The organism is Myxococcus sp. CA033, from assembly GCF_013336625.1.
GTDB classification, from domain to species: domain Bacteria; phylum Myxococcota; class Myxococcia; order Myxococcales; family Myxococcaceae; genus Myxococcus; species Myxococcus llanfairpwllgwyngyllgogerychwyrndrobwllllantysiliogogogochensis.
Genome location: NZ_JABUMU010000007.1, coordinates 215,632 through 230,220, shown reverse-complemented (window position 1 = coordinate 230,220; position 14,589 = coordinate 215,632). Strand labels below are relative to the sequence as shown.

At 68.5% G+C, this 14,589-nt stretch carries 14 protein-coding genes; 13 read left to right on the top strand and 1 reads right to left on the bottom strand.

Features of this window, described 5'->3' with window-relative positions; genetic code table 11:
* Nucleotides 1-22: 22 nt before the first annotated feature.
* The 12 genes from HUA78_RS20130 to HUA78_RS47530 all read left to right on the top strand — a co-directional run bounded on the left by HUA78_RS20130 (nt 23) and on the right by HUA78_RS47530 (nt 11,058).
* On the top strand, nt 23-1,168 hold the full coding sequence (locus HUA78_RS20130) for an acyl-CoA dehydrogenase family protein (protein WP_141645880.1): 1,146 nt from the start codon (nt 23-25) through the stop codon (nt 1,166-1,168).
* Nucleotides 1,168-2,031, top strand: a complete 864-nt coding sequence (locus HUA78_RS20125; protein ID WP_174455499.1) for a hypothetical protein — start codon at nt 1,168-1,170, stop codon at nt 2,029-2,031. The genes HUA78_RS20130 and HUA78_RS20125 overlap by 1 nt, the downstream gene beginning before the upstream one ends.
* 9 nt (nt 2,032-2,040) lie before the next feature.
* Nucleotides 2,041-2,850: a ribonuclease III gene (rnc, locus tag HUA78_RS20120; protein ID WP_174455500.1), complete on the top strand. Its 810-nt coding sequence runs from the start codon at nt 2,041-2,043 to the stop codon at nt 2,848-2,850.
* 44 nt (nt 2,851-2,894) lie between these two features.
* On the top strand, nt 2,895-3,620 hold the full coding sequence (locus tag HUA78_RS20115; protein ID WP_174464520.1) for a peptidylprolyl isomerase: 726 nt from the start codon (nt 2,895-2,897) through the stop codon (nt 3,618-3,620).
* Nucleotides 3,621-3,699: 79 nt separating this feature from the next.
* Nucleotides 3,700-4,251: a peptidylprolyl isomerase gene (locus HUA78_RS20110; RefSeq protein WP_174455502.1), complete on the top strand. Its 552-nt coding sequence runs from the start codon at nt 3,700-3,702 to the stop codon at nt 4,249-4,251.
* A gap of 123 nt (nt 4,252-4,374) precedes the next feature.
* Nucleotides 4,375-5,319 carry a GTPase Era gene (gene era, locus HUA78_RS20105; protein WP_174455503.1) on the top strand — a complete coding sequence of 315 codons (945 nt, stop codon included), beginning with the start codon at nt 4,375-4,377 and terminating at the stop codon, nt 5,317-5,319.
* Nucleotide 5,320: 1 nt separating this feature from the next.
* Nucleotides 5,321-6,700, top strand: coding sequence for a ribosome biogenesis GTPase Der (gene der, locus HUA78_RS20100; RefSeq protein ID WP_174455504.1), 1,380 nt, complete (start codon nt 5,321-5,323; stop codon nt 6,698-6,700).
* 103 nt (nt 6,701-6,803) lie between these two features.
* Nucleotides 6,804-7,604, top strand: a complete 801-nt coding sequence (locus HUA78_RS20095; protein WP_174455505.1) for a tetratricopeptide repeat protein — start codon at nt 6,804-6,806, stop codon at nt 7,602-7,604.
* Between the two features lie 10 nt (nt 7,605-7,614).
* Entirely contained in the window at nt 7,615-8,778 is a 1,164-nt protein-coding gene (locus tag HUA78_RS20090; RefSeq protein WP_141648041.1) for a PQQ-binding-like beta-propeller repeat protein, read from the top strand.
* Nucleotides 8,739-9,203 (top strand): (deoxy)nucleoside triphosphate pyrophosphohydrolase, encoded by a 465-nt coding sequence (locus tag HUA78_RS20085; protein WP_174476939.1) that lies wholly within the window; start codon nt 8,739-8,741, stop codon nt 9,201-9,203. The genes HUA78_RS20090 and HUA78_RS20085 overlap by 40 nt, the downstream gene beginning before the upstream one ends.
* A complete protein-coding gene (locus HUA78_RS20080) occupies nt 9,203-10,084 on the top strand; it encodes a ribonuclease H-like domain-containing protein (protein ID WP_141648043.1) in 882 nt (293 codons plus the stop codon). Before HUA78_RS20085 ends, HUA78_RS20080 begins: the two co-directional genes overlap by 1 nt.
* A gap of 155 nt (nt 10,085-10,239) precedes the next feature.
* Nucleotides 10,240-11,058 (top strand): DUF3014 domain-containing protein, encoded by an 819-nt coding sequence (locus HUA78_RS47530; protein ID WP_174476938.1) that lies wholly within the window; start codon nt 10,240-10,242, stop codon nt 11,056-11,058.
* A gap of 202 nt (nt 11,059-11,260) precedes the next feature.
* Here the strand turns inward: HUA78_RS47530 and HUA78_RS20070 are convergent, their stop codons facing one another.
* Nucleotides 11,261-11,809, bottom strand: a complete 549-nt coding sequence (locus HUA78_RS20070) for a hypothetical protein (RefSeq protein ID WP_141648045.1) — start codon at nt 11,807-11,809, stop codon at nt 11,261-11,263.
* Nucleotides 11,810-12,068: 259 nt separating this feature from the next.
* Between HUA78_RS20070 and HUA78_RS20065 the strand changes: the two genes are divergently transcribed.
* On the top strand, nt 12,069-14,459 hold the full coding sequence (locus HUA78_RS20065) for an ABC transporter permease (protein WP_174476937.1): 2,391 nt from the start codon (nt 12,069-12,071) through the stop codon (nt 14,457-14,459).
* The last annotated feature ends 130 nt before the right edge of the window (nt 14,460-14,589 follow it).

Sequence of the window (14,589 nt, the reverse complement as noted above, 5' to 3'; positions counted from 1 at the left end):
TTTGCTATAGATCCTCCCGACCATGGACTTTGAACTTCCCGAAAGTCATCGCGCCCTCCAGTCCTCCCTCCGCGACTTCTGCGAGCGCCAGGTGAAGCCCTTCGCCGGCCAGTGGGACAAGGAGGAGAAGTTCCCGATGGAAGTCGTCCGGGAGCTGGGCCAGCTCGGCGTCATGGGCATCCTCGTCTCGGAGAAGTACGGCGGGGCGGACATGGACTCGCTCGCCGTAGCCGTGGCCGTGGAGGAGATCGCCCGCTACGACGGCTCGCTCGCCCTCACGGTGGCCAGCCACAACGGCCTGGGCACCAGCCACCTGCGCGTCTTCGGCAACGAGACGCAGCACGCGAAGTACCTGCCCAAGCTCGCCTCCGCGGAGGCCCTGGGTGCGTGGGGCCTGACGGAGCCCGGGTCCGGCTCGGACGCGTCCGGCATGAAGACGACCGCGGTGCGCCAGGGCAAGAACTGGGTGCTCAACGGCACCAAGATGTTCATCACCCAGGGCACCGTGGGCGACGTTTTCGTCGTGCTCGCGGTGACCTCCCCGGAAAAGCGCCAGAAGGGCGTCACCGCGTTCCTCCTGGAGAAGGGGATGCCCGGGTTCAGCCAGCGCGCCATCCACGGCAAGCTGGGCATGCGCTCGTCGGACACGGCGGAGCTGGTGCTGGAGAACGTGGAGGTCCCCGACGAGAACCGCGTCGGCGAGGTCGACCACGGCTTCATCGACACGATGAAGATTCTCGACAAGGGCCGCATCACCATCGGCGCGCTGGCGGTGGGCCTGGCCCGGGGCGCGCTGGAGGAATCGGTGCGCTACTCCAAGGATCGCACCGCCTTCGGCCAGCCCATCTCCGAGTTCCAGGCCCTGCGCTGGATGATGGCGGACATGAAGACGGAGACGGACGCGGCGCGGCTGCTCGTCCACCGCGCGGCGCGAATGGCCGATGCGGGCCAGCCGTACTCCAAGGAAGCCTCCATGGCGAAGCTGTTCGCCTCCGAGGTCGCCATGCGCGCGGCCTCCAAGGCGGTGCAGATCCACGGAGGCTATGGCTACACCCGCGAATTCCCCGTCGAGCGCTACCTCCGCGACGCCAAATTGTGTGAAATTGGAGAGGGAACGAGCGAGATCCAACGCACCATCATCGCGAGAGAGACCTTCAAAGGGGCTTGATGGACACGGCACGGCTGGAGGGACTCGGGCTTCAAGTACGTGAGGATGTGGCCGGCATCGAAGCGGTGCTGGACCTGGAGTCGTCTCCTCTCGTCAATCCCGTGACCAAGGCGTTCATCGCCGAGGTGACCTTCCAGGTGATGGGGGACCGGCTCATCCCCATCTCCCCGGCGGCGGTGGTGGGACTCGCGCCCATCCTCGTCGGCGCCCTCAGCGACGTGGCGGATATCGAAGCGCTGCTGTCGGACGCCTTCAACGAGCACATCTTCCATGTCCAGCGTCGTTCGGCGGAGCTCCAGGTGCTGGGGCTGGTGCCGCGCGTGGACCAGGACACCCTGGAGCTGACTACCGAGGTGGTGGAGGGCGACCTCTCCGTCCTGCTCGCGGCGGACCGGCTGGGCAACTTCCGCATTGCCCGCGCCCAGCGGGACGCGGGTGAGGTCTCCGGGGGGGCGGGGCACACGCTGGAGCTGTCGGAGTTCCGCGAGCGCGCCGCGCTGACGGGGTATCTGGCGGCGCTGCTGGGTGAGCCGGCGAGCCGTCCACAGCCTTCGCCCGCGGGCGCGGGGCTGGTGCGTTTTTCAGACATCGTGGAGAAGTTTGGCGCGGAGTCGTTGGTTCCGCCCCGGAGCAGCCTGGAGCTGCTGGCGCAGTTGCAGGTGGAGGGCCGGCCGTATCGCTTCGCCGCCGCGAGGGTGGCGGGACGCACCTTCCGGGGCCTGCTGGCGGGGGCTCAGGGCAAGGTGTGGGCGGGCCGGTTCGAGCTGGATGAATTCCCGGGCATTGTCCGGATGGTGGCGGCGCTGCTGAAAGTTCGTCCCGAAGCCGTGAGGCTGGTCGGACCGGACGCGCCTCAGGAGTGAAAGACGTCCGTGGAGAAGCTGACTGTGTCGGAGCGGGTGGAGGCCCTGGAGAAGCGCCTGGGCCTGGGGTTCTCGCGCAGGGAGATCGCGCTCGAGGCCCTGACCCACAAGACCTACGTCAATGAGACGCGGGACAAGGACCTCAAGGACAACCAGCGCTTGGAGTTCCTGGGCGATTCGGTGGTGAACCTGGCCGTCAGCCACCGGCTGATGGAGCGCTTCCCGGGCATGCCCGAAGGCGACCTCACCAAGATGCGCGCCCGCATCGTCAACGAGGACGGCCTGGCCCGGGTGGCCCGCACCATCCCCCTGGGAGACCTGTTGCTGCTGGGCCGGGGCGAGCTCCTGTCGGGCGGCCGCGAGAAGAACTCCGTGCTGGCGGACGCGCTCGAGGCCGTCTTCGGCGCCGTCTACCTCTGCGCGGGCCTGGAGCCCGCCGTGGCCCTGGTGGACCGGTGCTTCGCGGAGCTGCTGGACGAGGTCTCCAGCGGCCAGGGGAGGCTGGACTACAAGACGCTCCTCCAGGAGATGGCCCACGAGAAGCTCAAGCTGTCGCCTCGCTATCGCGTGATTTCAGAGGCGGGCCCGGAGCACTCGAAGGTTTTCGAGGTGGAGGTGACGCTGGGCGACGCGCCCTTCGCCCGGGCCTCCGGCCGCAGCAAGAAGGAAGCGGAGCAGTGCGCGGCGCAGGCCACCCTGGAGCGCATCAAGCAGGACGCCGCCACCGCCGCGAGCGCCGCCCCTCCGCCCCCCGAGGGAGGGCCGCCCCCGGTGGAGGCGCCCACCCCGGAAGTGCCACCGGACGACACCTCGGCGTGAAACCCCTTGGTGGGGAAGGGGGTGGGGAATAAGGTGCCGCGCCCATGCGCCCCTCCTCACCCCTCCGTTTGACGTTCGCGCTGGTGGCCTGCCTGGTGGCGGGTACCGCTGTCGCCGCGGCTCCCGGCAAGTGGACGAAGAAGGTGACGGCCGGCAAGGACCTCTACGCCACGCTGAAGACGAGCGAGGGCGACATCACCGTCCGCCTCTTCTCCAAGGACGCCCCGAAGACGGTGGCGAACTTCGTGGGTCTGGCCACGGGTGAGAAGGAATGGAGGGACCCCAAGTCCGGAGAGATGTCGAAGAAGCCGCTGTACAACGGGACGGTGTTCCACCGAGTCATCCCGGGCTTCATGATTCAGGCAGGGGACCCGACGGGGACGGGCTCGGGTGACCCGGGTTATCGCTTCGAGGACGAGTTCAACAATGGCCACGTCTTCGACAAGCCGGGTCAGCTGGCCATGGCCAACCGGGGACCGGGCACCAACGGCAGCCAGTTCTTCATCACCACCAGCGCGCCTGACCACCTGACGAACAAGCACACCCTCTTCGGTGAGGTGGTGAAGGGCTACGACGTCGTGGAGAAGATTGGCGCGGTGCCTCGGGACAACCGCGACCGGCCGCAGACGCCGGTGGTGCTCACCCGGGTGGAGTTGAGCGACAAGGCGCCCGCGGGCGTCGTCATCCGGAAGGGACCGGCGGCGGATGCCCCGGTGAAGCCCCCGGTGACGCCGAAGCCCCAGGGCGCTCGGCCCGAGTCCTCCCGGTAGGTTGGCGGGACTTTAGGGCAGTGGACGTGAAACGGACCCGCTGCTTCGGCGGGTCCATCAAGCAAGACGGGAGGGCAGCATGGGAATGACGGACGAGGCCCGCGCGGGCAATGACCTTTACGCCACCTTCGACACCACGCAGGGGCAGATTGTCGTGAAGCTGTTCCCGAAGGACGCCCCGGATTCGGTGGCGAGCTTCGTGGGCCTGGCGACGGGGGAACTGGAGTTCACGGACCCCAAGACGCAGGAGAAGACGAAGCGCCCGTTCTATGACGGCACCGTGTTCCACCGCGTCATCGACAACTTCATGATTCAGGGCGGCTGTCCGCTCGGCTCCGGCCGCGGCAACCCCGGCTTCAACGTGAAGGACGAGTTCCAGTCCGGCCGCACGTTCGACAAGGTGGGCCTGCTGGCGATGGCGAACATCGGCCGGCCGCACACCAACGGCAGCCAGTTCTTCCTGACGACGTCGAAGCCGACGTACCTCAACAACAAGCACACCATCTTCGGCGAGGTCGTGAAGGGCTACGACATCGTGGAGAAGATCAGCAAGGTGGCCCGGGATGGTGATGACCGTCCCCGCACGCCCGTGACGGTCAACAAGCTGACCATCTCGACGACCCAGCCGTAGGCCGCCCGCCTGACCACCGCCCCGGGCAGATGCCGGGGGTGGTGGTCTGTTATAGGGCGCTGTTGGAAGTTCCCCCTCAGGGGCTCCCAGCCACACAGGGACTCCCAGACCACCTTCGAAGCAATGGCCTCTCCCAAGAACCACCGCAGCGGCTTCGCCGCGCTCATCGGACGCCCCAATGTGGGCAAGAGCACCCTGCTCAACGCGCTCACCGGTGAGAAGATCGCCATCGTCTCCGGCAAGCCGCAGACGACGCGCAACCGCATCCTCGGAGTCGTGACCCGCCCTGAAGGGCAGGTCGCATTCCTCGACACCCCCGGCATCCACCAGGCCAAGGGGGAGCTCAACCGCTACATGGTGGAGACGGCGATCCAGGCCGCGGAGGAGGTGGACCTGGTCCTCTTCCTGATTGAACCGCCCGCCGGCGAGAAGCCCGAGGTCAGCCCGGGCAACCGCATCATCCTCGAGCGGCTCCAGAAGCTGGGCAAGCCCACCTTCCTGGTCATCAACAAGATCGACTCCATCCCCAAGGGAGCCATCCTTCCGCTCATCGACCTGTACCGCCAGGAGTTCCCCTTCGCGGAGGTGGTCCCCATCTCCGCGCGCGAGAAGGACGGCGTGGAGCGCCTGTTCACCACGGTGCTGAGCCACCTGCCGGAAGGCGAGAACCTCTTCGACGAGGACATGCTCACCGACCAGCAGGAGCGGACGCTGGTGAGCGAGTACATCCGCGAGCAGGTGCTGCGGCACTGCCGCCAGGAAATTCCGTACTCCACCGCGGTGATGGTGGACATCTTCGACGAGTCCGAGCGCGAGCCCCGGCCGGGAACTCCTCCGGGCCAGCTGGGCGGACTCATCCGCATCGCCGCCTCCATCTTCGTGGAGCGCGACAGCCAGAAGGCCATCATCATTGGAAAACAGGGGCAGATGCTGAAGACGATTGGCACGGACGCGCGCAAGTCCGTGCAACGCCTGCTGGGCGCGCATGTGTACCTGGACCTGCGTGTCCGGGTGGAGCCGCGCTGGAGCGAGCGCCCCGAAGGCCTCAAGAAGCTGGGATACGACTGAGATGAAGCCCCTGGTAGCCATTGTCGGACGCCCCAACGTGGGCAAGAGCACGCTGTTCAACCGCCTCATCGGTCGCCGCATCGCGTTGGTGGAGGACCAGCCGGGCGTGACGCGGGATCGCCACTACGCGGACGCGCAGTGGGGTGGACGGGCGTTCACCTTCATCGACACCGGCGGCTTCGTCCCCGGCGAGAAGGACTCGCTGCTCAAGCAGGTGCGCGAGCAGGCCCAGCTGGCCGTGGAGGAGTGTGACGTCATCATCTTCGTCACCGACGGCCGGGAGGGCGTGACGGGCGCTGACGAAGCGGTGGCCAAGTACCTGCGCAAGAGCGGCAAGCCGGTGATTGTCGCGGTGAACAAGCTGGACACCACCAGCGGGCAGATGCAGTCGCTGACCGCGGACTTCTACAAGATGGGCCTGGGCGAGGTGCATGCCATGTCCGCGGAGCACGGCCTGGGCGTGCCCGGCCTGTTCGACGAAGTCGTCGAGAAGCTGCCGCCCAAGGAAGAGGGCGAGGACGCCGAGGCCCCGCCGGACGACGGCATCATCCGCGTGGCCATCATCGGCCGGCCCAACGTGGGCAAGAGCACCCTGGTCAACGCCATCCTGAAGGAGAAGCGGGTGGTGGCCAGCGAGATTCCGGGGACGACGCGGGACCCCATCGACTCGCCGCTGACGTACAAGGACCGCAAGCTGCTCCTCACGGACACCGCGGGCATCCGGCGCAAGAAGACGATTGCCCACCAGATCGAGAAGTACTCGGTCATCGCGGCGCTCAAGGTGATGGAGCGCAGCGACGTGGCGGTGCTGCTGATGGACGCCACGGAGCCCGCGGTGGACCAGGACGCGAAGCTGGCGGGCCTGGCCGAGGAGCGCGGCCGGGCGCTGGTCATCGTGGTGAACAAGTGGGACCTGATCGACGCGGATCAGCGCCGCCAGGAGGCGTTCCGGGAGTCGCTCCGGCACTCGCTGAAGTTCGTGGGCTACGCGCCCATCATCTTCACGTCCGCGCTGACGGGCTCCAAGGTGGAGAAGGTCATGGACGCGGCGGTGGAGCTGGCCGAGCAGTTCCGGTTCCGGGCCCCCACGCCCCAGCTCAACCGGCTCCTGGAGTACATGGTGGACAACCACCCGGCGCCCATCGTCCGGAGCAAGCCGCTGCGCCTGTACTACATCACCCAGGTGACGTCGGCGCCGCCGACGTTCGCCCTCACGTGCAACCATCCGGAGGGCGTGCCGGACATGTACAAGCGGTACATCACCAATCAGCTCCGGAAGACCTTCGACCTGCGCGTGCCCATCCGGCTGGTGTTCCGGGAGCGGCCCGGACAGGCGAAGCGGGCGGCTCGAAAGAGGCCGAGCCATCAGGGGAAGCACTGAAGCGTCCGTGCGTTGACACTCGCGGCGCGCGCTCCGTACAGTGCGCCGCTCTTCCGCTCTCCGACAGGGTAGAGCACCGAAGCGCAGAGAGAGGTTGACCGACGTGGCTGGAACCAAGACCGAGAAGATTCGCCAGCAGGAGCTTCGTCAGCCGGACACCTTCCAAAAGGTCGGCGCTGACGCGCGTGACTGGCTCATCCAGCGGCAGAAGCTCATCGGCATCGCCGTGGCCGTCATCATCCTGGGCGGCGTGGGTGTGGCCATCGCCAGCGAGGTGTCCAAGCGCGGCGAGGCGCAGGCCGGCCAGGCGTTGGGCCAGGCGCTCGCCGTGCTGGATCGTCCCGTGGAGGGCGTGCAGCCCGCGCAGCCCGGCGACACCGAGACGCCTTTCAAGAACGTGAAGGAGCGCGACGAGGCGCTGGTGACGGCGCTGTCGGACTTCCGCAAGGAGCACGGTGGGACGCGGTCGGCGACGACTGCGGCGCTGTCGCTCGGCGAGGCGCAGTTCCGCCTGGGCCGCTTCGCGGACGCGCAGACCGCGTTCAGCGACTTCCTGAAGGGCGCCGCCCAGAACGACCCGCTCCGCGCGGGCGCGCTGGAGGGACAGGGCTACGCCTTCGAGGCGGAGAAGAAGTACGACGAGGCCATCAAGTCCTTCGAGCAGATGGGCGCGGCGGGCGGCGGTGAGTTCCTGGCCGGCATGGGCGACTACCACAAGGGTCGGATGCTCATCGCGCAGGACAAGAAGGACGAGGCCGCGGCCGTGCTGTCCAAGGTGTCCACGGACCACGCGAACACCACGGCGGCGCGACTGTCCAGCGAGCGGCTGGCGGTGCTGGCCTCGCAGGGCGTGAAGATCCCGGCCCCGGCGCCCGCGCCGGCCGCCGTCACTGACGCGGGGTAGCGCGCACGTTATGAAGAAGCAGCTCGTGAGCTGGAGGCGTTGGCTGGGGAGTGCCGTGGCGGTCGGTCTCCTGGGCGGTTGCAGTACCCTGCCGCGCTACGGCAATCCGGAGCTGCCCCGCACGGAGCTGGCGCCTCCGGTGGACTACTTCTCGGTGGACTGGTGGGCGCCACTGGTGGCGCCCACCCTGCTGGAGTACGCGCCGCGCGAGGTCGCCTCGCCAGCGTACGACGCGAAGAGCAAGACGGTCATCGCGCTCACGCGGGATGGCGTCATCCGCGGCGTGGGTCCGGACGGTCAGATCAAGTGGTCCAAGCGGACGACGACCCGCTTCGCGGCGGGGGCCCAGGTGAGCGACGGCGTGGCCTTCGTTCCCGGGGGTGACGGCACCCTGTACGCGCTGGACGCGGCCACTGGAGATCAGAAGTGGCAGTACGCGGCGGGTGAGTCGCTGGCCACGGTGCCGGTGATTGCCGAGGGCCTGGTGTTGGTGGCCTCGGAGAGCGACACCCTGTTCGCGGTGAAGGTCGAGGACGGGGTCTGGGCCTGGCAGTACCGCAGGGATCCGCCGTCGGGCTTCACGGTGCGAGGCGCGTCGACGCCGCTGGTTCGCGACGGCAATGTCTACGTGGGCTTCTCCGACGGCTACATCGTGTCGCTGAACATGAAGGACGGCGGCGCCAACTGGGAGAAGTCGCTGTCGGGAAGCGGCTCCGAGTTCCTGGACGTGGACACCACGCCCGCGCTGGATGACCACGGGCAGCTCTACGTGGCGTCGTACAAGAACGGCCTCTTCGCGCTGGAGGCGGAGTCCGGAGAGCTGGTCTGGACCAGCTCGGTGTCCGGCATGACGGGGCTGCTGGCGAAGGGGCAGATGCTCTTCACCGTGGGCGACGGCCGCGTGGACGCCTACCTGGCGGAAGACGGACGGCTCCTCTGGTCGCACCCCCTGGGCGAAAGGTCGGGCCAGACGCCCGTGTTCTCCAAGGGAATGCTGATTGTTCCCATCCAGCGGTCGCTGCTGTTCCTGGACCCGAAGACGGGCCAGGCGCGCGTGTCGTGGAACCCCGGTGACGGCGTCTCCGCGACGCCGTTCGTGGCGGGCTCGAAGCTGTTCGTGCTCTCCAACAACGGATGGCTCTACTCGCTGGACTTCAACGGGCTGAAGGGGTGACCACGGTGGCGACCCGGACGGTCCGCGTGGTGGCGGCGCTGATTCCAGGTCGCCTCGACGCCCAGCGCTTCCTGGTGCAGCAGCGGCTTCCGGGTGGAAGCCGCGCGCTCCTGTGGGAGTTTCCCGGTGGCAAGGTGGAGGCTGGCGAGACGGACGAAGCCGCGCTCGCCCGGGAGTGTCGCGAGGAGCTGGATGTGGAGCTCTCCGTGGGCCGGCGACTGTGGGAAGGCCGCCACGAGTACCCGGACCTGACGGTGGAGCTGGTGCTCTACGCGGCGCGGATGCTCTCTGGTGAGCCGAAGCCGTTGGGCGCGAATGCGCTCGAGTTCCGGACGCCCGGGGAGATGCAGTCCCTGCCTTTCTGCGAAGCGGACATTCCGCTCCTGGAGGAACTGGTGGCGGGAAGGTTGGGCGCGCTCGATTGATGCTCCAGCGGACGTTCCAGCACATCCCCGGCGTGGGCCCCTGGCGCGAGAAGGACCTCTGGGCGCGCGGCTTCAAGACGTGGGACGACTATCCGGCGGCCGGCGAGGGTGTGGCCATCACCCGGAAGACGGACGACATCGCGCGGGAGCGACTCGCGCTGGGTCGTGAGGCGCTGGAGCGGAGGGATTTGCGCCGGCTGGCGGAGCTGATTCCGCCCCGTGAGCACTGGCGGCTGTACCCCGAGTTCCACCAGGACGCCGTCTACTTCGACATCGAGACGGATGGCCGCGAGGCCCAGGCACCCACGGTGGTGAGTCTGTTCGATGCCACGGGCCTGCACGTGTTCATCCAGGGCCGGAACATGGACGCGCTGCCGGAGGCCATGGCGGCGCGGCGGCTGTGGGTGACCTTCAACGGGTCCACGTTCGATGTGCCGGTGCTGCGCAACTACTTTGGCGCGGGGCGGTTTCCGGTGCCGGACGCGCATATCGATCTGCGCTTCGTCACGCGTCGGCTGGGACTGGGCGGCGGGCTGAAGGAGATCGAAGGAAAGATTGGCGCCGAGCGTCCGCCGCACATGAAGGGCGTCAACGGCTACGACGCCGTGCTGCTGTGGCGTGCGTATACGCGGCGCGGCGACGTGGAGGCGCTGCGGTTCCTGGTGGAATACAACCTCTACGACTCCTTCCAGCTCCGGACGCTGATGGACGTGGCCTACAACCGCGGCGCCGATGACTTGAACCAGGACGTGCCCCGGCTGCCCGTGTTCGAGCGTGGCGAAGTGCTGTACGACGTGAGCCGGATCATCCTGGAGCTGGGGCCCACGGAGCGGGACCTTCAGACACTCGAGCGCGTCCGGGCCGAAGAGCAGTTTCCCTGAGTTCCTGAGCAGGGCGGGCAGGGTGCCTCGGCGATTCGCCCCCCTGGGACTCTCTTCCGGTGAACAACCGGCCTCATGGGTTGCACCGCGCCCGTGGAATGCGTCCAGGAGTCGTTTGTAGGGTGAACCGAACCCGAGACGGAGGACCGCAACCCATGAGCGACCCGATTGACCCGACAGAGAGCTCCGAGGTTCCCCAGCGCGGCTCGGCTGGAAAGAAGGCCGCGCTGGTTGGCGGCGCGCTGGTGGCGGTGGGCGTAGGGGCCGCCGTCGCGCTGGGCCTCTTCGAGAAGGAGCCGCCGCCCGTGGTCGCGGTGGCTCCAATCATCGAGGACGCAGGTGTGGCCGCGCCGGTAGCACCGACGGCTTCGCTTCCGGGGAGTGACGGCCGGGTCCGGGAGATGGCGAGCCGGATGTCGGAGGAAGCGGAACTCCAGCGCTGGCTCCAGGAGAAGGATCTGGTGCGCCGGGTGACGGCGGCCGTGAACAACATCGCGGAGGGCGTGAGCCCCCGGATGGTGCTGGGTTTCCTGGGCCCGGCGGATGGATTCCAGGTCGTCGAGGGCAAGGACAAGTCGGTGACCATCGACCCGCGAAGCCATGCTCGCTACGACCTGGTGGCGCGAGTGTTCGGCACCTTCGACGCGCAGGTCGCCAAGAGCATGTACCGCGACTTGAAGCCGCTCATCGACCAGGCGCATGGCGAGATTGCTCCGCCGGGACAGACGTTCGATTCGACGCTGAGCCGAGCCATCCAACATCTGCTCGCGGTTCCGGTTCCGGAGGGCGCCGCGCTGGAGGTCCAGCCGCAAGGAGCGCTCTATGTCTATGCCTCGCCGGAGCTGGAGGGCCTGAGCCGGGCGCAGAAGCACTTGCTGCGGATGGGGCCCCAGAACATTCGGGTCATCCAGGCGAAGCTCCGGGAGCTTCAGGGCGCGCTGGGACTGCCTCCGGTGGCCGCCGAGGGCCCGTAGCGAGCCCGAATGCTGATGGGCGGCCGGGCTGGATGGAGCCCGAATATTCGCGGTAGCGAGCCCGAATGTTCAGGGGCGACCGGGGCAAGCCGGGGGCCGGATGTTCGCGGCAAGGCTGGAATGTTCATGCGGGCCCAGGGCTAGCGGCCCGGAACATTCGAGGCGGCGCCGGGAACATTCGGGGCCGCCATGAGGCCCAGGACTAGCGGCGCTTTTTCTTCTTGGCCGGCGCTGGAGGCGGTGCCGGCTTTTCCTTTTCGCCGGCGATCAGGAACGTGGTGCGGAGCTCCTCGACGTCGCGGCCCAAGGTGTCCGTGAACGCGGTGCCGGTCTGGGCATCGACGACCAGGGTGTACTCGAAGCCGGTCTTCAGGGGCTGGGGCAGGACGATGCGGTAGACGAGCCCGGTGTCGGATTCCTCGGCGACGTCGTCGGAGACCATGGCGCGCTCAGCGGCGTCGAAGAGCCGGACCCGGTAGTTCCGGAGGCCTCGTGACGCGGTCAGCTCCAGCGTCGAGGTCTGCTCGATGACCGGCTTCTCACCAGGGTCCAGGGAGATCTCCGCGAGGCCCGCATCGGGAACCTGGGAGCGAAGCGCGAACGTGGTCGGCGGCGGGGCCTTGGGCGCCTCGGGAACTTCGGCGACGCCAGAATCCGGCGACGGACCCGAGGTCTTGTCCGGGCATCCCGTCAGCGCCAGCAGGCCGCAGCAAAACGCGGTGGTGACCGCGGTTCGTTGGAGGAAACGCATGCCGGGCACGGTACGCGGCCACGGTGGCCACGAGAAGCGAGGACTCGATGCGGGCATCCAGGCAGCCAGGCCCACGGTTCACCCCTGTCCTCCCTCTATCGATACGTCCGATAACATGCGTTATGTAAACTAAGTGAATGGGAAACCAGGGGTCGTTTTTCCAGGGTTCTTCCCCGCTGTTCCCGGGCAATCGGCGCGCGGCGGTCGGCAAAGATGGGGGCCTTCCAAACCTCCACCACGGCGTTCCCGGACCAGCCCCATGAGATTCCTCGACGACCTGCTCGCGGATGCGCGCTTCGCGTTCCGCACGTTCCGACGTGCCCCCGGCTTCGCGGCCGCCGCCATCCTCTGCCTCGCCCTGGGCATCGGCGCCAACGCCGTCATCTTCAGCGTGGTCCACGGCGTGCTGCTCCGGCCTCTCCCGTACGCCGAACCCGAGCGGCTCGTGTCGCTCGTCGAACTGCGCGCCCAAGGCTCAGGCGGCCCGGTCTCCTGGCTCACGTTCTTCGACTGGCGCGACCAGGCCCGGGCCTTCGAGCACATGGCGGCGTTCACCGTGGGCGGCTCGATTCTCCGCGCGGACGACGACTCCGAGCGCCTGGAAACCACCCGAGGCACCGCCGACTACTTCACCGTGCACGGCGTCCCCCCGTTGCTCGGCCGGACTTTCGCGCCCGGCGACGACCAGCCTGGGCATGAGCCCGTCGCGGTGCTCAACGAGGCGCTCTGGCGACGCCGTTTTGGCGCGAATCCCGCCGTCCTCGGCCGCACGGTGCTCCTGGACAACGTCCCGCATACCGTCGTCGGAGTCATTCCCGAGTCGTTCGCCCCGGACATGGACGTCTGGCTGCCGCTGGTGGCTCCGCCCGATGCCCGTGGCGGTCGCTATTCCACGGTGCTCTCCGTGCGCGCCCGGCTGGCGCCCGGAATCACCCTGGACTCGGCCAACGAGCAACTCAAGGCCGTCTCCGCCGGAATCGCGGCCGCGGGCCCGGATGCCCTCAAGGAACGCACCGCACGGGTCGACTCGCTCGCCGAGGCCCAGACGCGGCTCTGGAGCGGCCCACTGAAGCTGCTGCTCGGCGCCGTGGCCCTGGTCCTCCTTATCGCCTGCGCCAACGTCGCCAACATCCTGCTCGCGCGCGCTGGTGCCCGCCGGCAGGAACTCGCCGTCCGCGTGGCGCTCGGCGCGACGCGCGCCCGCGTCATCCAGCAACTCCTCGTCGAAAGCCTCCTGCTCGCGCTCACGGGTGGCGCCCTGGGTGGACTGCTCGCGCACTGGGGCCTGGACGCGCTGCTCGCCGTGGTCCCCGAGTCGATGCCACACCGGGCCGCGGTCTCCCTCGATGGGACGACCTTCCTGTTCCTCGCCGCCATCTCCATCTTGAGCGGCCTGGCCTTCGGACTGCTTCCCGCGCTCCAGGTCTCCCGGCTCGACCTTCGCGGGGCCCCCATCCAGGGCGGCCGACGCCTCCGGTCCACGCTGGTCGTCGTGGAGCTGGCGGTCTGTCTGGTGCTCCTCGTGGGCGCGGGCCTCCTGGGCCGGGGCTTCTTCCAGCTCCTCGGCACGTCCCCTGGGCTCGCTCCGGAGCAACTGCTCACGCTGCACATCGCCATCCCCGACAGCCGTTTCTTCACCGATCAGGGCCTGGACGGAAACGTGCCGAGCACCCTGCTGGAGCCCATCCTCGACCAGGTGCGAGCTCTGCCCGGGGTGAGCGCCGTGGGAATGACGTCGCTGCTGCCCATCCAGCGCGCATGGAACAACGCCCGCTATGTCATCGAGGGCGAACCGCCCCCGGAGGCCGGCTCGGAACCGAGGGCCGAGCGCCGCTCCACGAGCCCCGGCTTCTTCGGCACGGTGGGAATCCCGCTCAAGCAAGGCCGCGACTTCACCACCGTCGACGCGGCCCCCGGTCAGCCCGCCACGGTCATCATCAACGAGACGCTCGCGCGCCGGCACTTCCCGGACGGCAACGCCCTGGGCCGCCAGCTCCGACTCGGCACCGGGGCCCACACCATCATCGGCGTCGTGGGCGACGTGCGACAGGCCGGCCTGGACAAGACGCCGCTGGCCGAGCTCCACGTCCCCTACGGCCGGCCCTGGGGCGACGACAGCCTGGTGCTCGTCGCTCGAACCTCGGTGCCACCGGAGACCTTGCTGCCCTCGGTCCGCGAGGCCGTGCGCCGGGTCGACTCGAGCCTGCCCGTCTTCCGTGCCCTCACCATGGACCAGGTCATCTCCCAGTCGCTTGGCTTCCGGCGGCTCGTGCTGTGCCTGCTCGGCGGCTTCGCGGCGCTCGCCCTGGTGCTGTCCACCTACGGCCTCTATGGCGTCATCTCGCTGCTCGTCTCGCAGCGGACGCGGGAGCTCGGCATCCGCATGGCGCTCGGGGCACGGCCCGGAGACGTCCTCCGACTCGTGCTCGGCCAGGGAGCGAGGCTCGCGGGACTGGGCATCGTCCTAGGGCTTGTGGGCTCCCTGGCGCTGACCCGGTTGCTCGAAAGCCAGCTCCACGGAATCACCGCCACGGATCCCCTCACCTTCGGCGCCGTGGCTACCCTGTTCGCCCTCGTCGCCCTGCTGGCCTGCTGGTTCCCCGCGCGCCGCGCCACCCGCGTGGACCCGCTCGTGGCCATGCGCACCTGAGTCACGGCGACCCGACCCGGAGCGGCGGGTTCTCGACGCGCTGCGATAGCCAACCCTGGGGAGCGGTCATCCGCTCGAATCGTGCAATCACGGGCAGCAACATCTCGTAGGACTCCTCGCACTGACGAGG

Coding starts and splice junctions, on each gene's coding strand:
- HUA78_RS20130 (WP_141645880.1), top strand. CDS start 23: ATGGACTTTGAACTTCCCGAAAGTCATCGCGCCCTCCAGTCCTCCCTC.
- HUA78_RS20125 (WP_174455499.1), top strand. CDS start 1,168: ATGGACACGGCACGGCTGGAGGGACTCGGGCTTCAAGTACGTGAGGAT.
- HUA78_RS20115 (WP_174464520.1), top strand. CDS start 2,895: ATGCGCCCCTCCTCACCCCTCCGTTTGACGTTCGCGCTGGTGGCCTGC.
- HUA78_RS20110 (WP_174455502.1), top strand. CDS start 3,700: ATGGGAATGACGGACGAGGCCCGCGCGGGCAATGACCTTTACGCCACC.
- era (WP_174455503.1), top strand. CDS start 4,375: ATGGCCTCTCCCAAGAACCACCGCAGCGGCTTCGCCGCGCTCATCGGA.
- der (WP_174455504.1), top strand. CDS start 5,321: ATGAAGCCCCTGGTAGCCATTGTCGGACGCCCCAACGTGGGCAAGAGC.
- HUA78_RS20090 (WP_141648041.1), top strand. CDS start 7,615: ATGAAGAAGCAGCTCGTGAGCTGGAGGCGTTGGCTGGGGAGTGCCGTG.
- HUA78_RS20085 (WP_174476939.1), top strand. CDS start 8,739: ATGGCTCTACTCGCTGGACTTCAACGGGCTGAAGGGGTGACCACGGTG.
- HUA78_RS20080 (WP_141648043.1), top strand. CDS start 9,203: ATGCTCCAGCGGACGTTCCAGCACATCCCCGGCGTGGGCCCCTGGCGC.
- HUA78_RS47530 (WP_174476938.1), top strand. CDS start 10,240: ATGAGCGACCCGATTGACCCGACAGAGAGCTCCGAGGTTCCCCAGCGC.
- HUA78_RS20070 (WP_141648045.1), bottom strand. CDS start 11,809: ATGCGTTTCCTCCAACGAACCGCGGTCACCACCGCGTTTTGCTGCGGC.
- HUA78_RS20065 (WP_174476937.1), top strand. CDS start 12,069: ATGAGATTCCTCGACGACCTGCTCGCGGATGCGCGCTTCGCGTTCCGC.